Origin of the sequence: Mesorhizobium sp. M0317, from assembly GCF_040321555.1 — a bacterium.
GTDB lineage: Bacteria > Pseudomonadota > Alphaproteobacteria > Rhizobiales > Rhizobiaceae > Mesorhizobium.
The window spans coordinates 1-24898 of the sequence record NZ_JAMYRV010000025.1 but is presented as its reverse complement, the minus strand read 5'-3'; the positions used below and the strand labels follow the sequence as shown (position 1 = coordinate 24898).

20 protein-coding genes are annotated in these 24898 nt (G+C 64.4%); 16 read left to right on the top strand and 4 right to left on the bottom strand.

The features are described 5' to 3' along the window. Position 1: 1 nt before the first annotated feature. From hisA to coaA, 5 genes are all read left to right on the top strand, one after another. Positions 2 to 748: a 1-(5-phosphoribosyl)-5-[(5-phosphoribosylamino)methylideneamino]imidazole-4-carboxamide isomerase gene (gene hisA / locus NKI88_RS18185; protein ID WP_023672317.1), complete on the top strand. Its 747-nt coding sequence runs from the start codon at positions 2 to 4 to the stop codon at positions 746 to 748. Next, positions 745 to 1581 (top strand): arginase family protein, encoded by an 837-nt coding sequence (locus NKI88_RS18180; RefSeq protein WP_023681410.1) that lies wholly within the window; start codon positions 745 to 747, stop codon positions 1579 to 1581. The genes hisA and NKI88_RS18180 overlap by 4 nt, the downstream gene beginning before the upstream one ends. Next, positions 1578 to 2384, top strand: a complete 807-nt coding sequence (gene hisF / locus NKI88_RS18175; RefSeq protein ID WP_023695992.1) for an imidazole glycerol phosphate synthase subunit HisF — start codon at positions 1578 to 1580, stop codon at positions 2382 to 2384. The genes NKI88_RS18180 and hisF overlap by 4 nt, the downstream gene beginning before the upstream one ends. 8 nt (positions 2385 to 2392) lie before the next feature. Beyond that, on the top strand, positions 2393 to 2716 hold the full coding sequence (locus NKI88_RS18170) for a phosphoribosyl-ATP diphosphatase (RefSeq protein WP_352653149.1): 324 nt from the start codon (positions 2393 to 2395) through the stop codon (positions 2714 to 2716). Between the two features lie 132 nt (positions 2717 to 2848). Next, positions 2849 to 3808 (top strand): type I pantothenate kinase, encoded by a 960-nt coding sequence (gene coaA / locus NKI88_RS18165; RefSeq protein WP_023672313.1) that lies wholly within the window; start codon positions 2849 to 2851, stop codon positions 3806 to 3808. Here coaA and NKI88_RS18160 read toward each other — a convergent pair. The 4 genes from NKI88_RS18160 to NKI88_RS18145 all read right to left on the bottom strand — a co-directional run bounded on the left by NKI88_RS18160 (position 3795) and on the right by NKI88_RS18145 (position 7975). Beyond that, entirely contained in the window at positions 3795 to 4931 is a 1137-nt protein-coding gene (locus NKI88_RS18160) for a phosphatase PAP2 family protein (protein WP_023681407.1), read from the bottom strand. The two genes, coaA and NKI88_RS18160, sit on opposite strands and share 14 nt — an antisense overlap. A gap of 124 nt (positions 4932 to 5055) precedes the next feature. Further along, positions 5056 to 5685, bottom strand: coding sequence for an alpha-ketoglutarate-dependent dioxygenase AlkB family protein (locus NKI88_RS18155; protein ID WP_352656441.1), 630 nt, complete (start codon positions 5683 to 5685; stop codon positions 5056 to 5058). A 158-nt stretch (positions 5686 to 5843) separates the two neighbouring features. Continuing rightward, positions 5844 to 6278: an alternative ribosome rescue aminoacyl-tRNA hydrolase ArfB gene (gene arfB / locus NKI88_RS18150; RefSeq protein ID WP_023672309.1), complete on the bottom strand. Its 435-nt coding sequence runs from the start codon at positions 6276 to 6278 to the stop codon at positions 5844 to 5846. A gap of 86 nt (positions 6279 to 6364) precedes the next feature. After that, positions 6365 to 7975 (bottom strand): phosphoenolpyruvate carboxykinase, encoded by a 1611-nt coding sequence (locus NKI88_RS18145; RefSeq protein WP_352656439.1) that lies wholly within the window; start codon positions 7973 to 7975, stop codon positions 6365 to 6367. A 346-nt stretch (positions 7976 to 8321) separates the two neighbouring features. Between NKI88_RS18145 and NKI88_RS18140 the strand changes: the two genes are divergently transcribed. The 11 genes from NKI88_RS18140 to addA all read left to right on the top strand — a co-directional run. Next, positions 8322 to 9023 (top strand): response regulator transcription factor, encoded by a 702-nt coding sequence (locus tag NKI88_RS18140; RefSeq protein ID WP_010912942.1) that lies wholly within the window; start codon positions 8322 to 8324, stop codon positions 9021 to 9023. Positions 9024 to 9108: 85 nt separating this feature from the next. After that, positions 9109 to 10890 (top strand): sensor histidine kinase, encoded by a 1782-nt coding sequence (locus NKI88_RS18135; RefSeq protein WP_023672307.1) that lies wholly within the window; start codon positions 9109 to 9111, stop codon positions 10888 to 10890. A gap of 12 nt (positions 10891 to 10902) precedes the next feature. Continuing rightward, the gene (locus NKI88_RS18130) at positions 10903 to 11364 is read left to right on the top strand and encodes an HPr kinase/phosphorylase (RefSeq protein ID WP_023832654.1); all 462 of its coding nucleotides are present in this window, start codon (positions 10903 to 10905) and stop codon (positions 11362 to 11364) included. A 164-nt stretch (positions 11365 to 11528) separates the two neighbouring features. After that, positions 11529 to 11930, top strand: a complete 402-nt coding sequence (locus NKI88_RS18125) for a PTS sugar transporter subunit IIA (protein ID WP_023672304.1) — start codon at positions 11529 to 11531, stop codon at positions 11928 to 11930. Then, positions 11927 to 12217: an HPr family phosphocarrier protein gene (locus NKI88_RS18120; protein ID WP_023672303.1), complete on the top strand. Its 291-nt coding sequence runs from the start codon at positions 11927 to 11929 to the stop codon at positions 12215 to 12217. Before NKI88_RS18125 ends, NKI88_RS18120 begins: the two co-directional genes overlap by 4 nt. 207 nt (positions 12218 to 12424) lie before the next feature. Continuing rightward, positions 12425 to 13825, top strand: coding sequence for an adenosylhomocysteinase (gene ahcY, locus NKI88_RS18115; RefSeq protein ID WP_023814508.1), 1401 nt, complete (start codon positions 12425 to 12427; stop codon positions 13823 to 13825). 309 nt (positions 13826 to 14134) lie between these two features. Beyond that, on the top strand, positions 14135 to 16699 hold the full coding sequence (locus tag NKI88_RS18110; RefSeq protein WP_352656437.1) for a sensor histidine kinase: 2565 nt from the start codon (positions 14135 to 14137) through the stop codon (positions 16697 to 16699). Between the two features lie 8 nt (positions 16700 to 16707). Beyond that, positions 16708 to 18219, top strand: coding sequence for a tRNA (adenosine(37)-N6)-threonylcarbamoyltransferase complex ATPase subunit type 1 TsaE (gene tsaE / locus NKI88_RS18105; protein WP_352656436.1), 1512 nt, complete (start codon positions 16708 to 16710; stop codon positions 18217 to 18219). 14 nt (positions 18220 to 18233) lie between these two features. Continuing rightward, positions 18234 to 18938 (top strand): nucleotidyltransferase family protein, encoded by a 705-nt coding sequence (locus tag NKI88_RS18100; RefSeq protein ID WP_352656515.1) that lies wholly within the window; start codon positions 18234 to 18236, stop codon positions 18936 to 18938. Next, the gene (gene addB / locus NKI88_RS18095) at positions 18935 to 22072 is read left to right on the top strand and encodes a double-strand break repair protein AddB (RefSeq protein WP_352656434.1); all 3138 of its coding nucleotides are present in this window, start codon (positions 18935 to 18937) and stop codon (positions 22070 to 22072) included. Before NKI88_RS18100 ends, addB begins: the two co-directional genes overlap by 4 nt. After that, the coding region (gene addA / locus NKI88_RS18090) for a double-strand break repair helicase AddA (protein ID WP_352656432.1) at positions 22069 to 24898 on the top strand (2830 nt) is incomplete at its 3' end. The genes addB and addA, both read left to right, overlap by 4 nt.

Here is a 24898-nt window from a genome sequence, read left to right as displayed (position 1 = left end):
GGTGATCCTGTTTCCGGCCATCGACCTCAAGGACGGCAAGTGCGTGCGGCTGAAGCACGGCGATATGGCGACCGCGACCATCTACAATGACGACCCTGCGGCCCAGGCCAAGGCCTTCGAAGAGCAAGGGTTTGAATGGCTGCATGTCGTCGACCTCAACGGCGCCTTCAAGGGCCAGAGCGTCAACAGCGCGGCGGTCGGCGCCATCCTCAAGGCGACGAAAAACCCGGTGCAGCTCGGCGGCGGCATCCGCACGCTGGCGCAGATCGAGGACTGGCTCGACCGCGGGCTGGCCCGCGTCATCCTCGGGACGGTGGCGGTGCGCGATCCCGACCTGGTCCGGGAAGCCTGCAAGGAATTTCCTGGAAAGATCGCCGTGGGCATCGACGCCAAGGGCGGCAAGGTGGCGGTCGAAGGCTGGGCCGAGGCCTCCAGCCTCGGCGTCATCGAACTGGCGCAGAAATTCGAAGGCGCCGGCGTTGCCGCCATCATCTACACCGATATCGACCGCGACGGCGTTCTGACCGGCATCAACTGGGATGCCACGATCGATCTCGCCGACGCGGTGTCGATCCCGGTCATCGCCTCGGGCGGGCTGGCTTCGATCGCCGACATCGTGCGCATGACCATGCCCGACGCGAAGAAACTGGAAGGCGCCATCTCCGGTCGCGCGCTCTATGACGGGCGCATCGACCCGGCCGAGGCGCTGGCGGTGCTGCAGGGCAAGGCGATGGAGACCCGGCCGTGAAAATCTCCATCATCCTGGCCTCTTATGACAGCGGCCACTATCACGGCGGTATGGGCCGAGGCCCGGATGCACTCATCGCCGGCGGGCTTGTCGACGCGCTGACGCTCTCCGGGCATGACGTCGTCGTCACCGATATCGGCAGGGTTGGCGACGAACAGCAGCGCGAGATCGCCACCGGCTTTGCCGTGTGCGGTGCCGTCTCCGGCGAGGTCCGCATCGCCATAGACCGCGGCCGGTTTCCCATCGTGCTGGCCGGCAATTGCCTGACATCGGCCGGTGCGGTTGCCGGCGAGGATGCCGATGCGATCATCTGGGCCGACCAGCATGGCGATCTCAACACGCCGGAGACGTCCATCTTCGGCTTTCTCGACGGCATGGCGCTGGCCACGGTTCTCGGCCTGTGCTGGAAGCCGATGGCCTCGGCCATCCCCGGCTTCAGGCCGATCGATCCGGCGCGCTGCGTGCTGGTCAACGCGCGCGATCTCGATCCGGCCGAAACGGAGCTGTTGAAGACGTTGCCGGTCATCCGCACCGAATGCCCGGACTGGGCAACGGCGAGCGGCAGGCTGAAGGCGCCGGATGCGAAGCGGGTGCACCTGCATCTCGATCTCGACGTGCACGACCCCGGGGCGCTGCAGGCCAACCGCTACACCACGCCCGGCGGCCCGGAGCCGAAACAGCTGCGCCAGGCTGTCTGCGGCATGGCCGGCCTGCTGCCGATTTCCGGCATCACCATTTCCGCCTACGATCCGGCGTTCGATGCGCAGGCCGAGGTTCCGCCGCTGGTCGGCGAACTGCTCAGCGAGTTGCTGGCGACGATGGAGAAGGGCTGATGCTGAAGGCCCGAGTCATCCCTTGCCTCGACGTCAAGAACGGCCGCGTCGTCAAGGGGGTCAATTTCGTCGACCTCATCGATGCCGGTGATCCGGTCGAGGCGGCCAAAGCCTATGACGCGGCCGGCGCAGACGAGCTTTGCTTTCTTGATATCACCGCGTCGTCCGACAACCGTGAAACCATCTTCGACGTCGTCGCCCGCACCGCCGAACAATGCTTCATGCCGCTGACCGTCGGCGGCGGCGTGCGCCAGGTGGCCGATATTCGCAAACTGTTGCTGGCCGGCGCCGACAAGGTGTCGATCAACACTGCGGCGGTGAAGAACCCCGATTTCGTCGCGGAAGCCGCCGACAAGTTCGGCAACCAGTGCATTGTCGTCGCCATCGACGCCAAGAAGGTGTCGGCACCCAATGAAGCCGACCGCTGGGAGATCTTCACCCATGGCGGCCGTGAAAAGACCGGCATCGATGCGGTCGAGTTTGCGCGAAAAATGGTCGATCGCGGCGCCGGCGAGATTCTTTTGACCTCGATGGACCGTGACGGCACCAAGGCCGGTTACGACATTGCGCTGACCCGCGCGATAGCGGATGCGGTGCGCGCGCCGGTCATCGCGTCGGGCGGCGTCGGCACGCTCGACCATCTGGTCGAGGGCATTCGCGACGGCCACGCCGGCGCCGTGCTCGCGGCCTCGATCTTCCATTTCGGCACTTACACGATTGCGGAAGCCAAGGCGCATATGGCCGAGGCCGGGCTACCGATGCGGCTGGACTACCCGGTTCAATCCACTCCACAAAGGCTGTAGGCTGCGCCATGGCTGAATTTTCGCTGTCCGATCTGGAAACGATCATTGGCGAACGCGCCCGTTCCGGCGACCCGGACTCGTGGACGGCAAAACTGTTCGCCAAAGGCATCGACAAGGCGGCGCAGAAGCTTGGTGAAGAGGCAGTCGAGACCGTCATTGCCGCCGTCAAGGGCGACGAGAAAGCCCTCGTTTCCGAAAGTGCCGATCTCATATATCATTGGCTCGTCGTGCTTGGGATCGCCGGCGTTTCGCTGGGCGAGGTGCTGAAGGAGCTTGAGGGCCGCACCGGCCGTTCGGGCGTCACTGAAAAGGCATCCCGGCCGAAAGGCTGACCGCTAGAGCCGGATGATTTCGGGCCGAGGCCTGAAATCTGAACCCGTCTCTAAATTGATAGAGGGAGCATGATGTCGCCCGAAAACCGCTTCACACTTTTCGGCATCATGCTCTAGAGCGCAGGAAACTCGATGGACCAGCTCGCTCCGACCGAGAAATATTCCCCCTATCGTTTCTTCTCGGCCGAGCAATGGTCGAACTTCCGCGCCGACACGCCGATGACGCTGGGCGAAGACGAGATCAACCGTCTGCGCTCACTGAACGATCCGGTCGACCTGGAAGAAGTCAAGCGCATCTATCTGTCGCTCTCGCGGCTGCTTTCGGCGCATGTCGAGGCCAGCCAGTTGCTGTTTCGCCAGCGCCAGGCCTTCTTCAACGCGCTGGATGTGGTCAAGACACCGTTCATCATCGGCATTGCCGGTTCGGTTGCGGTCGGCAAATCGACCACGGCGCGCGTGCTGAAGGAGCTTCTGGCGCGCTGGCCGTCGAGCCCCAAGGTCGATCTCATCACTACCGACGGGTTCCTGCTGCCCAACAAGGTGTTGCGACGCGACAATCTGATGGAGCGCAAGGGCTTTCCCGACAGCTACGATGTCGGTGCGCTGCTGCGTTTCCTCTCGGGCATCAAGTCGGCCCAGCGCAATGTCCGCGCGCCCGTCTATTCGCATTTGACCTATGACGTCATTCCCGGCGAGTTCGTCACCATCGACCGGCCAGACATTCTGATCTTCGAAGGCATCAACGTTCTGCAACCCGGCAAATTGCCGAAGGACGGCAAGATAGTGCCGTTCCTGTCGGATTTCTTCGATTTCGCCATTTATATCGACGCCGACGAAAAGCTGATCCACCAATGGTACATCGCCCGCTTCATGCGCCTGCGCGAGACGGCCTTCCGCAATCCGGACTCCTTCTTCCACCGCTATTCGCAGCTTTCGGAAGACGCCGCGCGCGCCATTGCGGAAGGCTTGTGGGCCAACATCAACCTGAAAAACCTGCGCGAGAACATCGTGCCGACACGGGCGCGGGCCGACCTCATCCTGCGCAAGGGCGCCAATCATCTGGTCGAGGAAGTGGCGCTCAGGAAACTGTGACGGCCGCCTCCGGGCGGCTGCCGCCAGCCGCCGATTGCCGGGCCGGGCCTGGCATCAGGATTTCGCCGTCGGGTACCAGCTTGCGGACGGCCGCACATAGGGCGATCGTGAGCGCGACCGCCGCATAACCATCGATCGCATAGTGCCAACCAAGATAGACCGAACTCGCGACTATGAAGGCGACATACAGAAATGCGATGGCGCCCAACCGCTGGTCGTACTCCCAGGTATATACCGCATTCAGGGTGATCAAGGCGACATGAACGCTTGGAAATGCCGATATTCCCGACGCGAGTCCAGTCACACCCTCGGTCTGGAGCGTCCACAGATACTGCTGGTACACGGCGGCGGAACTCGCCGACGGGCTTTGCGCAAGAAACGAAAGCTGTTCACCGAAGCGTGGCACATCGCCGGTGACATAGCCGTAGAACGCCGGTCCGGCCGACATGAACAGCCCGGCCAGGATGTTTCCGACGACTACCCACACCACCATGAAGGACAGCACATAGCGTCTCTTCAGATGCGTGGTGCGTGGTGACGTGACCATGAAAAACAGCATGCTGTAGCAAATGATGAACCACAGCATGTCGTAGTTCCATCCGACGGATTCCCGTACCCAGTCATGCTTGCCGATAACGTAGAGCCATCGCCACGGATCAGTGCCGAAATGCAGATAGGCATCGATATCTGCCAAGGCGCGATCATAGGGGAAACCTTTCCACAGGACGGACATGCCGTTCTTGACCGAGGTGAAGGTGCTTTGGAAAATCATGATGCCCATCAACAGACATATGCCGGAAAAGAGAACCGCCATCCGCTCGGCTGAGAACATCTTGCCCGCAGCAAATTTCCGCCGACGCTCAAATCGATGCAAAAGCCAGCCGGTTTCCAGGAGAAGCGATACCGCCGGCAGCACGAAACCGAAAACCATAAGCCATATCGGCACGTAGGTCTGGTATGCGGTGCGATGGAGCGCGCCGACCCAAGCCAGAAACCCCAGCCCCGTTGCAGTGTAGATGCCAATGAACAGGTAGAGCGATGCATCCGAGCGGGCGATCGAAACCGTGCGCCATGCGGCATTTCGAATGTAGCGCCAAATCACTTCGGATTCGATTTCGAGCATGGTATCCACACCGGGAATGATGACGTTTCGGCGCAGACTAGCGGCCGAAACCTTAAATTCCGTTAGGGATTTTTCATTCGCAAGGTCAGTGGTTCAGTAAGTGCAAGAATGCACTCTCACCTCTTCAAGGCAAGGTCACCCGCCGCAGCGTCAGATTGATCCTGCCGCCATTTTTCAGCAGCGCCGATGTCGACGGGTAGATGCGGTCGACGCCATGGAAGCAGAGCCGGCATTCGCCGCCGAGCACGACGACGTCGCCGCTTTTCAGGCGGAACGATTTGGTGCCGCCGTCGCGTGTGGCCCCCCTGCCCGTCACTTGGCCGACCCGGAACAGGCAATCGTCGCCAAGCGACACCGAGACCACTGGGGCCGAGAAATCGGCTTCGTCGCGATCCTGGTGCAGACCCATTTTGGCGTCCTGCGTATAGAAATTGACCAGGCAGGCCTCCGGCGGATTCGGATAGGCGGCGACCTCCCGCCACAATTGCAGCAGCGCGTCCGGGATCGGCGGCCATGGCTCTCCGGTGAGTGGGTGCGTTGGCTGGTAGCGATAGCCCAACTCCTTGTCAGTGACCCAGCCGAGCGTGCCGCAATTGGTCATGCGCACGCTCATCTCCTTGCCGGTCCGCGGCATCGCCGGCACGTACAGCGGCGCCCGCTGTACAATGGTCCTCACCTCTTCGACCAGCGCTTCCTGCGCCGCGCGGGACAGATAACCAGGCATGTGGCGGACGCCTTTGGGCAGAACGAGCATGACTTCGCCTCCGGTTGATACTGAAACCATGCCACCGCCAATCAGAAACAGCGACCCGAAAGCCACCGTTGTCGGTCTCCCTTTCTGTGGCAATGGTGAAACCTTGCGGCTGCGGCTCCGAAGGGGAGGCCGCTTTATGCACGCAGTCGGCACGGTCCTTAGTCGTTCTCTACCCGGCCGCGCAGCTTTTTGATCGTGCCGCGCCCTGCCTTGCTTTGCAGCCGCCGCTCCACCGAGCCTTTCGACGGCCTGGTCTTCTTGCGCGGCGGCGGCGGCGGTTCCGCGGCCTTGGCGACCAGCGCCGTCAGCCTTGCCCGGGCATCGGCCCGGTTCTGCTCCTGGGTGCGGAAGCGGCCGGCCTCGATGACGATGACGCCGTCCTTGGTGGCGCGCTGGCCGGCGAGCTTGATCGTGCGCGCGCGCACGCGTTCGGACAGGCCAGCCGCATTGGCGGCGTCGAAGCGCAATTGGACGGCGGTCGCCACCTTGTTGACGTTCTGGCCGCCGGGACCCGACGAGCGGATGAAATCCTCGTGCAGGTCGCCCGGATGGATTACTGCTTCGTCTGATATGATGATGTCGTCGATAGGCATGCCGCAGTCATGGCGCGGCGGACCAAAAAAGAAAAGGCCCGATCGAGACCGCGCCTTGCAAGGATGGTTCGGTGAAGACGCCTCGACTATTCCGCAGCTTCCTGCAGGCGGGGTGCTGCGCCGAGCACGACGGCATCGACATGGCTCTCGAATTTCTCGAAGTTGACGGCGAACATGCCGACCAATCGCGCTGCCTGCCGGTCATAGGCTGCCTTGTCGCCCCAGGTCGAACGCGGGTCGAGAATGGCGCTGTCGACGCCAGGCACAGCAACCGGCACCTCGAAGCCGAAATTGGCGTCGGTGCGGAAACCGGACGCCTTCAACGAACCGTCAAGCGCTGCGGCCAGCAAGGCGCGCGTCGCCTTGATCGGCATGCGCTTGCCGGTGCCGTAGGCGCCGCCGGTCCAGCCGGTGTTGACCAGCCAGCAATCGGCGCCGTGGCGGGCGATCAGCTCGCGCAGCAGATTGCCGTATTCCTTGGGGTGGCGCGGCATGAACGGGGCGCCGAAGCAGGTCGAGAAGGTCGCTTCCGGCTCGGTAACGCCCTTCTCGGTGCCGGCCACCTTGGCGGTGTAGCCGGAGAGGAAGTGATACATCGCCTGCGCCGGGGTCAGCCGTGCGATCGGCGGCATGATGCCGAAGGCATCGGCGGTCAGCATGATGATGTTTTTCGGATGGCTGGCGCGTCCGCTCTTCGAAGCATTGGGGATGAAGTCGAGCGGATAGGCGCAGCGCGTGTTTTCGGTGAGCCGGCCGTCGTTGAAGTCCGGCACGCGGTCGGCGTCGAGCACGACATTTTCCAGCACCGTGCCGAAGCGCTGCGTGGTGGCGAAAATCTCCGGCTCGGCCTCGGCCGACAGCCGGATCGTCTTGGCGTAGCAGCCGCCTTCGAAGTTGAAGATGCCGTGCGGTCCCCAGCCGTGCTCGTCGTCGCCGATGAGCGTACGTGACGGATCGGCCGACAGCGTCGTCTTGCCCGTCCCGGAAAGCCCGAAGAAGATCGCTGCGTCGCCGCCCGGGCCCTCATTGGCCGAGCAGTGCATCGGCATGACGCCCTTTTCCGGCAGCAGATAGTTGAGCATGGTGAACACCGACTTCTTCATCTCGCCGGCATAGGAAGTGCCGCCGATCAGCACGATCTTGCGGGCGAGATCGACCGCAATCACCGTATCGGTGCGGCTGCCGTGACGGGCCGGATCGGCGCGGAAGGACGGCAGGTCGATGATCGTCATCTCCGGCACGAAATCCTCGAGCTCGGCGGCCTGCGGGCGGATCAAAAGATTGCGGATGAACAGCGAGTGCCAGGCGAATTCGGTGATGACCCGCGTCGGCAGCTTCAGCTCGGCATCGGCGCCGCCGACGAGGTCCTGCACATAGAGATCGCTATTCGCGGCGTGGACAAGGAAATCGGCGAGCAGCATTTCGAACTGGCCCGCCGAAATCGCCTTGTTGTTGTCCCACCAGACATGGGGCTCGGTGGCGCCATCGCGGACGACAAACTTGTCCTTGGGCGAGCGGCCGGTGTGCTGGCCGGTCTCGGCAAGCAGCGCGCCGCCGGCGGTCAACCGGGCCTCGCCACGACGGATCGCTGCCTCATAAAGGGCGGCCGCACCAAAATTATAATGCACCGTGCCGGTGGTTTTCAGGCCGATACGATCGATCGCGCAAGCAGAATTGCGTTTGCCGACTTCCGACATCAAGGGTCCCTTCTTCTGGAATCGCCGCACTTTGCCGTCGTATTTCCGGCAGGCCCGCGAAGTGGGCTAAGATGGTCAGAACCAGAAAACCCAAATGATATCAAATCATTAATCGATTTAAAAAAATTGAAAGTTGTTTAAATCGTTTATATATGCAAAAAATTACAGTGGTTACCCAAAGGATTGGCCAGGGTCAGGCGTCCAATCTGCATAGAGGTGCGGGATGGGTCACCGGCAACCCTTCCGTGACAGCGGACGGAGCCTGTGCCACATTTTGTACCTAATTTGTCCTGCAAAAGCCCCTTCTCTAAGACAGAAGGGACAGCTCATGAGGGAGCCGCTTGAAATGGCAACAATCGCGCTTGTCGATGACGACCGCAACATTCTGACATCGGTGTCGATCGCCCTCGAGTCCGAGGGGTATCGCGTCGAGACCTACACGGATGGTGCGTCGGCGCTGGAAGGCCTGGCGGCGCGGCCGCCGAATCTCGCCATCCTCGACATCAAGATGCCGCGCATGGACGGCATGGAGCTGTTGCGCCGGATGCGGCAGAAGTCCGACCTGCCGGTGATCTTCCTGACCTCGAAGGACGATGAGATCGATGAGCTTTTCGGCCTCAAGATGGGCGCCGACGATTTCATCCGCAAACCGTTCTCGCAGCGCCTGCTGGTCGAGCGGGTGCGCGCCGTGCTGCGCCGCGCCAGCGCCCGCGAAGCTGCGGCAAAGGCGCCCAGCCAGCAGGCCCGTTCGCTGGAACGCGGCCAGCTGGTCATGGACCAGGAACGCCATACCTGCACCTGGAAGGGCGAGCCGGTGACGCTGACGGTCACCGAATTTCTCATCCTGCACTCGTTGGCGCAGCGCCCAGGCGTGGTAAAAAGCCGTGATGCGCTGATGGATTCCGCCTATGATGAGCAGGTCTATGTCGACGACCGCACCATCGATAGCCACATCAAGCGGCTGCGCAAGAAGTTCAAGGCCGTCGATGACGACTTCGAAATGATCGAAACCCTTTACGGAGTCGGATACCGGTTCCGCGAAGCTTGAGTTGATGCATGTCGCCCAAAAGTGGTCGCGGTTTTTGGGACGACGACATGCATAAAACCAAAGACTAGGCGGGAGCTGCTATTCGATGGCAGTGGATGTACAGCGGAGCAGACGAACGAGCGCTGTCAGGCGGTCGCGGATTCTGCCCGCATTCCTGTCGAGGTTGACGGTGCCGATGCGCCGCTTCCTCGGCCACCACATCTTTTCCAGCCTGACCCGGCGCATCCTGTTCCTCAACCTGGCCGGCCTCGCCGTGCTGGTCACCGGCATCCTCTATCTCAACACCTTCCGCGACGGGCTGATCGACGCCCGCGTCGAAAGCCTGATGACGCAGGGCGAGATCATCGCCGGCGCCATTGCCGCGTCGGCGACGGTCGAGACCGATTCGATCAGCATCGATCCGGAAAAACTGCTCGAACTGCAGGCCGGTGAAAGCCTGGGGCCGGGCTCCGACCAGCTCGACAATCTGGATTTCCCGATCAATCCCGAGCGCGTCGCGCCGGTGCTGCGGCGGCTGATTTCGCCGACGCGCACCCGGGCCCGCATCTATGACCGCGACGCCAATCTGCTGCTCGATTCGCGCCATCTCTATTCGCGCGGCCAAATCCTGCGCTACGACCTGCCGCCGGTCGAGGACGAGCAGCCGGATATGCTGGAGCGCGTGCAGAAATTCGTCTTCGACTTCTTCCGCAACAAGGACCTGCCCGTCTACCATGAGCAGCCGGGCGGCAACGGTGCGGCCTTCCCGGAAGTGGTCAAGGCGCTGACCGGCAGTCCATCGACGATCGTGCGGGTGAGCGAACAGGGCGAGCAGATCGTTTCGGTGGCGGTGCCGATCCAGCGCTTCCGTGCCGTTCTCGGCGTGCTGATGCTGTCGACGGAAGGCGGCGACATCGACAAGATCGTCGCCGCCGAACGCAAGGCTATTTTGCGCGTGTTCGGCATCGCCGCCCTGGTCACCGCCATCCTGTCGATGCTGCTCGCATCCACCATCGCCAATCCGCTGCGCCGGCTATCGGCGGCGGCAGTGCGGGTGCGGCGCGGCGTCAAGAGCCGCGAGGAGATCCCCGACTTTTCCGACCGCCAGGACGAGATCGGCAATTTGTCGGTCGCGGTGCGCGATATGACCAATGCGCTCTATGCCCGCATCGAGGCGATCGAAAGCTTCGCCGCCGATGTCTCGCACGAACTGAAGAACCCGCTGACGTCGCTGCGCAGCGCGGTGGAGACCTTGCCGCTGGCCAAGAACGACAATTCACGCGGCAGGCTGATGGAGATCATCCAGCACGATGTCCGGCGTCTCGACCGGCTGATCACCGACATTTCCGATGCCTCGCGCCTAGACGCCGAACTGGCGCGTGAGGATGCCGCCACGGTCGATTTGAAGAAATTCATCACCGATCTCGTCGCCGTGTCGCGCGAAGCGACGCGCAACAAAAAGGCTGTCGAGATCGAATTCAAGGCCGCCAAGCTGCCGCAAGGCGTCAAAGGCTATTTCGTCACCGGCCATGATCTGAGGATCGGCCAGGTCATCACCAATCTGATCGAGAATGCCCGCTCCTTCGTGCCGGAGGACCACGGCCATATCGCCATTTCCCTGGCACGCTCCGGCAAGGTCAACATCGTCACCGTCGACGACAACGGCCCCGGAATCCGCGCCGACGCCATCGACCGCATCTTCGAGCGCTTCTACACCGACCGCCCGGCCGGCGAGGCGTTCGGCCAGAATTCGGGGCTTGGCCTGTCGATATCCAGGCAGATCGTCGAAGCCCATGGCGGCACGCTGACCGCCGAGAACATCCCCGGCACCAAGCCCGGCGACATCAAGGGCGCGCGCTTCGTCGTTACGCTGCCGGCCGAAGGCTGATCGCGGCTGCGCATGCCCGATCCCACCGCGGAACCCGAGAACATCCATGCCACCGCAGTCCTGATTGGCGAGCGGGGCGTCCTGATCACCGGGCCGTCCGGCTCGGGCAAGACAACGCTGGCGCTGGCGCTCATCGACCATTTCAGCCGGCTCGGGCTGTTTGCGCGGCTGATCGGCGACGACCAGCTGTTTGTCGCGGCGCGTTTCGGGCGGCTGGTCTGCCATGCGCCCGCCAGCATTGCCGGCCTCACAGAGGTGCCCGGGCTTGGTCCGAAGCCGCTTTTGTTCCAACCTGTGGGGGTCATCGACCTGGCAATCCGGATGGTTTCCGCAGACGCGATCGCGCGTTTCCAGGAAGAGTCGAGCGCGACCATTGCCGACTGTGTGGTGCCGCGCATCGACCTCGTTCAGCGCAACGTCACTGCGGCTTTGCCGGCGGTAATGGCGCGGCTGGCGATTGCGCCTTTCGTATGATCCGCCGCCGGTTTTTTGCTGCAATGCGTCAAATTGGCCATGGCCGACGCAATTTTGGGCTTGTCAACGCGCCGCGCGTCGACAAGATAGCGCTCCCGCCGCCTGGGATGGCCGGCGAGCATAAAAAGCGCCTGTGAAGCGGCGATGACGGGAGCCACCATAGAATGATCGGACTCGTGCTTGTAACGCACGGTCAACTGGCCGCCGAGTTCCGCCATGCCGTGGAACATGTCGTGGGGCCACAAGACAATTTCGAAACCGTGGCAATCGGCGCCGACGACGATATGGAGCAGCGTCGGCGCGATATCGTCGACGCCGTCGGCCGCGTCGACACCGGGACCGGCGTCATCGTTCTGACCGATATGTTCGGCGGCACGCCTTCCAACCTCGCCATTTCGGTGATGGAATCCGGTCGCACCGAGGTCATCGCCGGCATGAACCTGCCGATGCTGATCAAGCTGTCGTCGATCCGCAAGGGCGACAACATGGCGACCGCGCTCGACGAGGCGCAGGCCGCGGGGCGCAAATACATCAACGTCGCAAGTCAGCTGCTGAGCAGCAAATGAACGCGCTGTCGCCCGGTGAGATCGTGCGCGAGTTCCCGATCGTCAACCAGCGCGGCCTGCATGCGCGCGCCTCGGCGAAGTTCGTCCAGGTCGCCAGCGGCTTCGACGCCACCGTCCATGTCGAGAAGGATGGTCTCAAGGTCGGCGGCACCTCGATCATGGGGCTGATGATGCTGGCGGCGAGCCCCGGTTATTCGATCCGCGTCACAGCCAGCGGCGCTGAAGCCGCAGCGGCGATGGACGCGCTGGAGCAGCTGGTCGCCTCGCGCTTCGGCGAAGAGTGCTGAAGCTCTTTTTTGTTTGAGCATGATCTTGTCCGAAACCGGCTTCCACTTTTCGGGATCATGCTCCGCAAACACATGCGCGCATAAAGATTTCTTTATATCCCATTGTCGTCTTGGCGGCGATCTGCTAGTCAGGCCGGCATTCCGCGCCCTTCGACGCGCCGTGTGGCGCAGGCGCATTCTGAAGACAAATCGCACCGGAGCACTGCCATGACAGGTAGCAAGGACTATGTGGTTGCCGACATCTCGCTTGCCGGCTGGGGCCGCAAGGAACTCGATATCGCCGAAACCGAAATGCCGGGCCTGATGGCCTGCCGCGAAGAATTCGGCGACAAGAAGCCGTTGAAAGGTGCGCGCATCACCGGCTCGCTGCACATGACCATCCAGACGGCGGTGCTGATCGAGACGCTGAAGGCGCTTGGCGCCGATATCCGCTGGGCCTCGTGCAACATCTTCTCGACCCAGGACCATGCGGCCGCGGCCATCGCCGAGGCCGGTATCCCGGTGTTCGCCGTCAAGGGCGAGTCGCTCGAGAAGTACTGGGACTATACCGACAGGATCTTCCAGTGGGCCGATGGCGGCCTCTCCAACATGATCCTCGATGATGGCGGCGACGCCACCATGTACATACTGATCGGCGCCCGCGCCGAAGCCGGCGAGGACGTGCTGTCCAACCCGCAGAGCGAGGAAGAGGAATACTTCTACGCCCAGGTCAAGAAGCGCCTGAAGGCCTCGCCCGGCTTCTTCACCAAGCAGAAGGAAGCCATTCGCGGCGTCACCGAAGAGACGACCACGGGTGTCAACCGGCTATACCAGCTGCAGAAGAAGGGTCTGCTGCCGTTCCCGGCGATCAACGTCAACGACTCGGTCACCAAGTCGAAGTTCGACAACAAATATGGCTGCAAGGAATCGCTGGTCGACGGCATCCGCCGCGGCACCGACACCATGATGGCCGGCAAGGTTGCGGTCGTCTGCGGCTATGGCGACGTCGGCAAGGGCTCGTCGGCTTCGCTCAAGGGCGCCGGCGCCCGCGTCAAGGTCACGGAAGTCGATCCGATCTGCGCGCTGCAGGCGGCGATGGACGGCTTTGAAGTCGTCACGCTGGAAGATGCCGCACCAACCGCCGACATCGTCATCACCACCACCGGCAACAAGGATGTCGTCACCCTCGACCACATGCGCTCGATGAAGGACATGGTGATCGTCGGCAATATCGGCCACTTCGACAATGAGATCCAGGTCGCGTCGCTGCGCAACCTGCAATGGACCAACGTCAAGCCGCAGGTCGACATGATAACCTTCCCGGACGGCAAGCGGATGATCCTGCTGTCCGAGGGGCGCCTGCTCAACCTCGGCAACGCGACCGGTCATCCGAGCTTCGTGATGTCGGCCTCGTTCACCAATCAGGTGCTGGCGCAGATCGAACTCTACACCAAGCCCGGCCAGTACCAGAACCAGGTCTATGTGCTGCCCAAGCACCTCGACGAGAAGGTGGCGCGTCTGCATCTCGACAAGCTCGGAGCCCGCCTGACCGAACTGTCCGGCGAACAGGCCGCCTATATCGGCGTGACCCCGCAGGGTCCGTTCAAGCCGGAACACTACCGCTATTAACAGAAGCGGCATTTATCACTAGATATTGAAGCCGGGCGATTGACTTTTCGCCCGGCTTCTTTTTTGCGCGGATGATTCTTCACGCCGATTCCAGCACGCGCTATTGTGCTGATTCGTGGGCCGGGGACGAGGGCCGGCGTACGCATCGAGAGCATGATTCGAACCGAAGGACCGCGTCAGCGAAAAGTGGGAAGCGGTTTTCGGAAAAGATCATGCTCTTCAAGAGAGAGTTAGGTCAGAAGGGCGTTTCTACCAAACGTGATCCTGATCTGGGCGGTCTTGCATTCAGGCGGCGAAGAGGACCAAGACATGCCGGGGGAAAACCCGCCTCGCGCGGGATCGGCCGTTTCCGGCGGCCATGACGATTCCGATAGCACTGGCTCCGTCACGACAGGCGGTGGCCTGAAGAGGCGCGTCGGCGCCCGCACCGCCGGCTTTCTTGCCACCTCAGCTCTTGCCGGCCATCTCACCTCGTTTGCAGCCCATGCCGAGCCGGCCATTGCGCAGAAGGCCGGACTGTCGGTCAGCGCGGTCGAAGTCATCCAGCTCGCCATGTTCGTCGGCGTCATGGGCGCGGCACTGGTCTCGGCCATCTTCCTGATCCGCGAAAGAGCCCGCACCTCGGCGCAGAATGTCGAACTCAGAGCCCGCATTGCCGACATCAATGCGGCGCTGCAGCGCTCCGAGGCGCTGCTCAATCTGCGTGACCAGCGCGTCATCGTCTGGGCGTCCGAGAACAAGAAGCCGGAGCTGATCGGCACGCTGCCGCTGGAAAGCGGTGCGCCGGACGACCGTGCAGCCTTCCTCGCCTTCGGTCGCTGGCTGATGCCGCGCTCGGCGGCGGCGCTCGAAAATGCCGTCGCTGGTCTGCGCGAGAAAGCGAAACCCTTTGATCTCGTGATCGAATCGCAGGCCGGGGCGCCGCTTGAAGTGCATGGCCGCAAGAGCGCCGCGCATGTGCTGGTGCGCTTCGTCTCGCTGTCGGAGACGCAGCGAAGCCAGGCCAGGCTGAAGATCGAGAACCAGCGGCTGGCCGCCGACTACGAGACCATGATCGGCCTGCTCGACGCCTTGCCGATGCCGGCCTGGCTGCGCGCCACCGACGGGCGGCTGAAATGGGTCAACCGTGCCTATGCCGGAGCGGTCGAGGCACCGAACGCCGAGACCGCCGTGCGCGAAGCCAAGGAATTCCTCGGCGCCCAGGCGCGCGAACAGATCGCCGCGCAGCACAAATCGCGCCCAATCTTCGAACAAACGCTGTCGACAGTGATCGAGGGCGACCGCCGCGTGTTCGCCGTCACCGACTTCGCCGGTGCCGACGGCTCGGCCGGCCTTGCCTGCGACACCAGCGCCACCGAAACCATTCGCGGCGAATATGAGCGCACGGTGCGCAGCCATGCCGACACGCTCGACCAGCTCAACACGGCGGTGGCGATCTTCGATGCCAACGAGAAGTTGCGCTTCTTCAACCAGGCGTTCCAGAAACTGTGGGGGCTGGACCTGGGCTTCCTGCACAGCGCGCCCGACAATGCGCTGCTGCTCGACCGGCTGCGCAGCGAAGGCAAGATCGCCGAGCAGCCGGAATGGCGGCGTTGGAAAGAAGGCCTGCTTGGCGCCTACCGCGCGGTGGAATCGCAAGAGCATTGGTGGCATTTGCCCGACGGCAAGACCATCCGCGTGGTCGCCAACCCCCAGCCGAAGGGCGGCGTGACCTGGGTGTTTGAGAACCTGACCGAGAAGATGGACCTCGAAAGCCGCTACCAGACGGCGGTGCGGGTCCAGGGCGAAACGCTCGACAATCTGGCCGAAGGCGTCGCCGTGTTCGGTCCCGACGGGCGGCTGCGCCTGTCGAACCCGGCCTTTGTCGCGCTGTGGGGACTGAGCCAGGATGTGATCAAGCCCAACGTCCATGTCTCGGCGATCCGCGATCTCAGCGACCAGCGCGCCGTCGACAGCCCGTGGGGCGGGTTCGTCGCCGCCATCACCGGTTTCGACGACGAGCGCCGCGACCGCCATGGCCAGACCGAACTGAAGAACGGCACAGTGCTCAGCTACGCCGTCATCCCGCTGCCCAACGGCCAGGTGATGATGACCTTTGTGGACGTCACCGACAGCGTCAATGTCGAGCGCGCGCTGAAGGACAAGAACGAAGCGCTGCAGAAATCCGACCAGCTGAAGAACGAGTTCGTGCAGCATGTCTCCTACGAGCTGCGCTCGCCGCTGACCAACATCATCGGCTTCACCGAGCTTCTGTCGCTGCCGGCGACCGGGCCGCTCAGCCCAAAGCAGCGCGAATATGTCGAGCATGTCGGCTCGTCATCCTCGGTGCTGCTCACCATCGTCAACGACATACTCGACCTCGCCACCGTCGACGCCGGCATCATGCAGCTCGACATTTCGGAAGTAAGCGTCGAGCGCACCATCGAGGCCGCGGCCGAACTGGTCGCCGACCGGCTGCAAGAGCATTCGATCAAGCTCCGGATCGACGCCGCTTCGGCGCCGAAGAGTTTTCACGGCGACGAGACCCGGGTTCGCCAGATCCTCTACAATCTGCTCAGCAACGCCGCCAATTACGCGCCGGAGGCGAGCACTATCACGCTTGCCTGCCGGCATTTGGAGCAAGGTGTGGAATTCTCCGTCCATGACAACGGCCCCGGCATGCCGCCGGACCTGCTCGATTCGGTGTTCCGCCGCTTCGAGCCGCGCACCAATGGCGGGCGCCGGCGCGGTGCGGGCTTAGGCCTGTCGATCGTCAAGAGCTTTGTCGAGCTGCACGGCGGCAGCGTGCGCATCGAGACCGGCAAGGACAAGGGCACCACCGTCATCTGCACCTTCCCCGATGCACCGTCGGGCATCCGCGCCGCGGCCGAGTAGCGCGCTCGATGACTGTTGTTGTGCTGGAGCGTTTTCTCGCCGACGAGGCTGCGACCGCAAGGCTCGGCGAAGACCTGGCCATGGCGCTGCGGCCGGGCGACGTGCTGGCGCTCAAGGGCGATCTCGGCGCCGGCAAGTCGACGCTGGCGCGGGCCCTGATCAGGGCGCTGGCCGACGATGCCGGCCTCGATGTGCCGAGCCCTACCTTCACCTTGGTGCAAAGCTACGACACGCGCATCCCCGTGCACCATTTCGATCTCTATCGCCTCTCCTCGGCCGGCGAGATGGACGAGCTGGGTTTCGACGAGGCGCTGCTGCAGGGCGCTGCCCTTGTCGAGTGGCCGGAACGGGCGGAGGCCGCTCTTCCGAGAACGTCGATCTGGATCGAACTCGTCCATCAGGACGAAGGACGATTGGCGAAACTATCGGGCCAAGGCGTTGCCTTCGAACGCGTGGCGCGATCGCTGGCGATGCGCGATTTCCTCAAAACGGCCGGTTGGGGCGACGCCGCGCGGCGCCATTTCGTCGGCGACGCCTCGGCGCGCTCTTACGAGATTGTTTCGCTCGCCGGCCTTGCGCCGCGCGTGCTGATGAATTCGCCAAGGCTGGTGCTGGGGCCGCCGGTGCGCGACGGCAAGCCCTATGCCGTGATCGCCCACACCGCGCAGTCGGTCACCGCTTTCGTCGCCATCGACAAGGCGCTGCTGTCGCAAGGTGTCAGTGTCCCAAAAATCCATGCCGAGGATCTCGAACGGGGCTTTCTGCTGCTGGAGCATCTGGGCTCGGAAGGTTTTCTCGACGGCAATGATGAGCCGGTGGCCGAGCGCTACGCGGCAGCGGCCGAATTGCTGGCGATGATGCATGGGAAGACCTGGCCGCAGCGCATGGAGGCCGTGCCGGGCGTCTTCCACGAGGTGCCGCCGTTCGATCGCGACGCCATGCTGATCGAAGCCGATCTCTTGGTCGATTGGTATGTGCCGATGGTGACCGGCAGCCCGGCAAGCGAGGCTTTACGCGCCGGCTATCACAGGGAATGGAACGCGGTTCTCGATCGGCTGGACACACAGGAATACACGCTGATGCTGCGCGACTTCCATTCGCCCAACATCATCTGGCGCGGTGACCGCAAAGGCCACGACCGGCTGGGCATCGTCGATGTCCAGGACGCGCTGATGGGTCCGGCGGCCTATGACGTTGCGTCGCTGGCCATGGATGCCCGCGTCACCGTTTCGCCCGATATCGAGCAGCGGACCGTGGACGCCTATGTCGCTGCGCGCCACGCCGCCGGCGGCTTCGATGAGGACGCCTTCCGCGCGGCCTATGCGATCATGGCGGCGCAGCGCAATTCGAAGATCCTCGGCATTTTCGTGCGGCTCGAAAAGCGCGACGGCAAGCCCTATTATCTCCGACACCTGCCGCGCATCCGCGATTATCTCAGGCGGGCGCTGGCGCACCCGGCGCTGGCTCAGTTGAAGGAGTTTTACATGGCACATGGCCTGCTGGAGGAACGGCTCCCGTGACCTTGACCACAGCGATGGTGCTGGCGGCTGGTCTTGGCAAGCGCATGCGGCCGATCACCGACACCATGCCGAAGCCGCTGGTGCGGATCGCCGGCAGGACCTTGCTCGATTGGGGGCTGGACAGTCTCGAAGCGGCCGGCGTCGAGAAAGCCATCGTCAACGTGCACTATCTGCCGGACCAGATCGTCGCCCATATCGCCCACAGGCGGGCGCCAAAGATCGTCATTTCCGACGAGCGCGACGCGCTGCTGAATTCGGCGGGTGGCATCGTCAAGGCATTGCCGCTGCTGGGTGCCGAACCCTTCTACATCATCAACGCCGATACGTTCTGGATCGACAGCGGCCAGCCCAGCCTCGAGCGCCTTGCCCTTGCATGGGACGGCGCGAAAATGGATATTCTGCTGATGCTTACCGATCTCGACTCGGCCACCGGACACGGTGTCGGCACGGATTTCCTGATGGCGCCGGATGGCGGCATGCGGCGCTCGAAAGGCGATCCGGCCGGGTTGATCTATGCCGGAGCGGCAATCGTCAATCCCGCCATCTTCAGGGATGCGCCGGCCGGGGCGCATTCGCTCAACACCTATTTCGACAAGGCAATCGCCTCTGGCCGTCTGTTCGGCATGCAGATGCGCGGAAGCTGGATCACCGTCGGCACTCCCGACGCCATTCCGCAGGCGGAAGCGGCGGTCGCCGACGCTCTCGCGAAGGTGGTATGAGCGGCGCGCGCCGCGTTCTTTCGATCCCGCCCGGAGCGCCATTCCTGCCGACTCTGGCCGAGGCCTTGCTGGCCGGACGGCTGGTGCCCGGCTTCCGGTTCGACGGCGATCCGCTGGCGCTGGCTGATGTCACCATCTATGTGCCGACACGGCGCGCGGCCCGTGCGCTGCGCGGCGCTTTTGTCGACGCGCTTTCGGGACCGGGAGGGAGCCGCCGTTCGGCGATCCTGCCGGTCATCCGCCCGCTCGGAGAGTTCGACGAGGACGAAGCCGCCTTCGACGCCGGCACGCCGACCGAGCTTGAAATGGCGCCGCCGATCGCAGCCATCGAACGCCTGCTGCTGCTGGCGCCGCTGGTGCGGGCCTGGAAGCGCACCTTGCCGGCGCATGTCCTTGATATGTTCAACGAAGAGATCGTCGTGCCGGCCTCCGCCGCCGATGCGATCTGGCTGGCGCGTGACCTCGCCCGGCTGATGGACGAGATCGAAACCGAAGGCACGGACTGGACCAGGCTTGCCGATCTGGTCACCGGCAATCTTGCCGGATGGTGGCTTGTGACGCTCGATTTCCTCCGTATCGTCACCGAGGCCTGGCCGAAATTGCTGGAGGAGCGCGACCGCTCCAACCCGGCCGCGCACCGCAATGCGCTGATCCGGCGCGAGGCGAAGCGGCTGGAACGCAACCCGCCCAAAGGCCCGGTGATCGCCGCCGGCTCGACGGGCTCTATTCCCGCCACGGCCGAACTGCTTGCCACGGTCGCCAGCCTGCCCAACGGCGCCGTGGTGCTGCCCGGGCTCGATGGGATGCTGGACGAACCGTCTTTTGCCGCGATTGGGGCGCCCGGTGCGCGGCCGGCACTGCTTGGCCACCCGCAATACGGCATGGCCAAGCTGATCGGCAAGATTGGCGTGCTGCGTGGCGATGTCGAGGAAGTGGTCTCCGCCGAGCCCGCACTGGCGCTCCGCGCGGCCCTTGTCGGCGAGGCGCTGCGGCCGGCCGAGACCACGGAATTATGGGCCGAGACCCGCATATGCTTCAACGCCGTAGACATCGCCGAGGCCTTCGCCGACGTGACGCTGGTCGAAGCCGCCAGCGAACGCGACGAGGCGGCGGCGATCGCCATCGCGCTGAAAACCGCCGTGGAACAGCCGGGACTAAGGGCAGCGCTCGTTACCGGCGACCGCGGGCTGGCGCGGCGCGTCTCGGCCGAGCTGTTGCGCTTCGGCGTGATCGCCGACGATTCCGGCGGCACGCCGCTCGCCAACACGCCTGCCGCCAGCCTGCTGCGGCTCACACTTCAAGCGGTATTCCGGCCCGGCGATCCCGTCGGCCTTTTGTCGCTGCTCAAGCATCCGCTGCTCGGGCTCGGACTTGAGCGCACCGGCGTGCGCCATGCCGCCGAGCTCATCGAACTCGTGGCGCTGCGCGGCGGCACCGGACGCCCCGACATCGCCTCTTTGCCAGCACTGTTCGAGGAGCGTCTGACCGGGCTGAGCGGGGACAAGCGCCAGCCCTTCTGGTTTTCGCGCCTGAGCGTGCGCGGCATCGACGATGCCCGTGATATGCTGAGCCGGCTTGTGACGGCACTGGCGCCGCTGACCGCCTTTCGCGGTGAAGAGAACGCCGATCTCGTCGCGTTGACCAGAGCGAGCGTCGCCGCGCTGGAAAATCTCGGCCGCACGGCGGAGGGCAGCCTGGCTGAATTTTATGCCGGCGACGCCGGCGAGAAACTCGCCGAGCTGCTGCGCGGTGTGGTCGCCGCCTCTGCCTCGTTCGACTTCCCGGCCGACGAATGGCCTGATGTGATGGACGCGCTGATAGCACCGGAAACGGTCAAGCCCGGGCAAGGCACAGACCGCAACATTGCCATATGGGGCGCGCTGGAGGCACGGCTGCAGAACGTCGACACGCTGGTCATTGGCGCGCTGAATGAAGGCGTGTGGCCACGCAAGCCGGAAAGCGACCGCTTCATGTCGCGGCTGATGAAGACCGGCATCGACCTCGAGCCGCCCGAACGGCGCATCGGCCTTGCCGCCCACGATTTCCAGATGGCGATGGGGGCGAAAAAGGTGGTGCTGACGCGCTCCGCCCGAGCCGGCGACGCACCGGCGGTGCCGTCGCGCTGGTTGCAGCGCATCCTCACCTTCATCGGCAAGGATCCGGCCGCCGCACTGCGCGGGCGCGGCGACGAATTGCTTGCCTGGGCGCGCGCGCTCGATGCCGGCGAGCGGCAGCATTTCGCGCCGCGACCGCAGCCGAAACCGCCGCTGAGCATGCGGCCCACCCACTTCTCGGTGACCGAGATCGAGACGCTGCGCCGCGACCCCTATGCGGTCTACGCCAGGCGTATTCTGAGCCTTCTGCCGCTCGAACCGGTGATCCGCGACCCCGGTGCCGCCGAGCGCGGCACGCTGTTTCATGACATCCTGCATCTGTTCTCGACAGAGGTGGCGGATCCCCGCGCGCCCGAAGCTCTGGAACGCCTCATCGCTGCCGGCCGGACCTGCTTTGCCGAGATCGCCCTGCCCGCCGATGTCGAGGCTGTGTGGTGGCCGCGCTTCGAAAAGCTTGCCGCCAACATCATCGAATGGGAGCGCGGCCGCGCTCCCGCCGTCGCTCGGCGGCATGCCGAGGAGCGCGCCGAAAAGACCGCTGTCGGCCGCACCGGCGTGACGCTGTCCGGCTATGCCGACCGCGTCGACCTTTTGGCCGGTGGCATGGCCGACATTCTCGACTACAAGACCGGCTCGTCCCCGTCCAAGGCGCAGGCCCACACGCTGCTGGCGCCACAGCTGGCGCTCGAAGGGGCGCTGCTCCGGCGCGGCGCCTTCAAGGGGCTTGGCGCGCGCGAGCCCTCGCAGCTTGCATTCGTGCGGCTGAAGCCGAATGGCGAAGTTTTCGAGGAATCCATCCTTGACTACAACCGCCAGCCCCGGACCGCCGAAGACCTCGCCGAGGAGGCCTGGGCGCGGCTGGAAAAGCTGCTGGTCCATTATGCCGATCCGACGACCGGCTACCTGTCGCGGGCGCTGCCGTTTCGCGAGGGCGAGAGCGATGGCGATTACGACCATCTGGCACGCGTGCTCGAATGGTCGGCAGGCGGCGACAGCGATGACGAGGCGGGGGAGGCATGAAAAAAGCCTATCCCATCCCTAGCGAAACCGCCGCCAACCAGGCGCGCGCCTCCGACCCGAAGAACTCGGCCTGGGTGTCCGCCAATGCCGGATCGGGCAAGACGCATGTGCTGGCCCAGCGCGTCATCCGGCTGCTGCTCAACGGCACCGATCCGTCGAAGATCCTGTGCCTGACCTATACGCGGGCGGCCGCCGCCAACATGTCGAACCGCGTGTTCTCGACGCTGTCGGAATGGACGGCGCTCGGCGATGCCGAGCGTGCCACAAAGATTGCGGCGGTGGACGGCCGCCGCCCCGCCCGCGACACGATGCGGCGGGCGCGCCGGCTGTTTGCCGAAGCGCTGGAAACGCCGGGCGGGCTGAAGATCCAGACCATCCACGCGTTCTGCGAATCGGTGCTGCACCAGTTCCCGCTGGAGGCCAACATCCCGGCGCATTTCGAAATGCTCGATCCGCAGATGGAGGCCTCGCTGTTTGCTGGCGCCCGCCGCGACATGATTTCGGGCACGTCAGCCGGAGACACCGGACTGGCCGAGGCCTTTGCCACCGTGCTGGAGCGCGGCGGCGAACACGGACTCGATGCGCTGCTCGCCGAAATCGTGCGCAAGCGCGACGGCTTACGCGGCTTCATCGATGCGGTCCGGCGCGACGGCGGCGGCTTTCAGGCCCTGTTCGACGAATTCCATTTTCGCCCCGGGCAGAGCGCCGAAGACATAGCGGCATCGGTATGGCCGCTGCCGGGTTTCCTGCCGGACTTCTTTGCAGTGTTCGCCAGTGCCGCCGAGGCCGCCGACGCCCGCACCGTGCTCAACAATCTCTTGCCCTATGCCCGCTTGGCCTTTGCCGAGACGGACCCGACCCGCCGGCTGCAGATGCTCGGCAAAGCCTTTCTCAAGGCCGATGGCGACCCCTATGATCCCTCAAAGTTGTTCAAGAAGGCGCTGCTCGGCCGGCTGCCCGACCTTCCCGAGCGCTATCTGGCGGCCGTCAAGTCGATAACAGACGTCTCCGACCGGCTGGCGCTGTTCCGGATGCTGGAAGGCACGGTCGCGGCGTTGACCATAGCCGACTGGCTGATCGTGCGGTACGAGCGCCTGAAGCGCAGCCGCGGCTTTCTCGATTTCAACGACCTCATCACCCGCACCGTCAACCTTCTGGCGCGGCCCGATGCCGGCCCCTGGGTGCAGTACAAGCTCGACCAGGGTATCGACCACATCCTGCTGGACGAGGCGCAGGACACCAGCCCCGACCAATGGGAGGTGGTGAAGCGGCTGGCGGAGGAGTTCTTTGCCGGCCACGGCCAGCGCGGCACGACCAATCGCACGGTGTTCGCCGTCGGCGACGAAAAGCAGTCGATCTATTCCTTTCAGGGTGCCGCGCCGGATTCCTTCGCCGACAGCCGGCTCTTGTTTTCCGGACGCGTGAACGCCGCCAATGCTTCGTTTGCCGACCTGAAACTGACCTGGTCGTTCCGGTCGACCGACGACGTGCTTGCCGCCGTCGACCGCGTCTTTGCCGATCCGGGCGTGCGGCGCGGCATCAGCCATGACCCCGATCCGCTCGACCACAAGGCGATCCGCAACGACGCGCCTGGCTATGTCGAGGTCTGGCCGTCGCTCGGCGCTGACGCCGTCGAGGAGCCCGACGACTGGACGTTGCCGGTCAATCATGCCAGCGCGCCGGCTGTGCGGGTGGCCGAGCACGTGGCTGCGACCATCCAGACCTGGCTCAAGGACCGCGAGATCATCGAGGGCAAGGGACGCAGGCTGAGGGCCGGCGACATTCTTGTGCTGGTGCGCAAGCGCGACCGCTTCGTCCATGCGCTGTCGCGCGCGCTGAAGGACCGCGATATTCCCGTCGCCGGCGCCGACCGGCTGAGCCTGCCCGGCCACATCGCGGTCAAGGACCTGATCGCACTCGGCCATTTCCTCATCCAGCCGCAGGATGACCTGTCGCTCGCCGCCGTGCTGCGCAGCCCGGTCTTCGACGTGTCGGAGGAGACGCTTTTTACGCTTGGCGCCGGACGGCCAGCCGGAACATCGCTGATCGCCTCACTACGCCAGCATGCCGTCCACAATACCGCGCTGACCGATGTCGTTGCCCGGCTCGACGGCTGGGCCAACGAGGCGGCGTTCCGGCCGGTGTTCGAATTCTACGCCGGGGTGCTGGCGCGCGACGGCCTGCGCAAGAAGATGATCGCCCGGCTTGGACCGGAAGCCGGCGACATCCTCGACGAATTCCTGAGTTTCTGCCTGGCCGAGGAACGCACCGGACTGCCGGGGCTGGAGGCCTTTCTGGCGACGCTGGAGAACACCGGTCCGGAGATCAAGCGCGAGATGGACCAGTTGCGCGACGAGGTCCGCGTGATGACCGTGCACGCCGCTAAGGGCCTGGAAGCGCCTGTTGTCTTCCTGGTCGATGGCGGGTCGGCGCCGTTCAGCGACCAGCATCTGCCGCGGCTGATGCCGTTCGACGCTTCGGGCCGCAATTTCGACGGCAAGGGCTATCTCTGGCGCTCGGCCGCCGATGTCGCCAACGGCTTCTCCAAGGCAGCCTCGGCCAGGGCGCGGGAGCTTGCCGACGACGAATACCGGCGGCTGCTCTATGTCGGCATGACGCGCGCCGAGGACCGGCTAATCGTCTGCGGCTATCACGGCAAGCGTCAGCCCAGCACCGGCACCTGGCATTCGATCGTCAGCCGCGCGCTGCTTGCCGCGCCGGAAAGCACGGAGCGCCGCCATCCCGCCAGCGGCGCGCCGGTGCACCGCTTCGTCATGTCCCCGCTGCCGGCGGTGGCGCCCGGCGGCGGCGCCGGGGCGCCCGGGC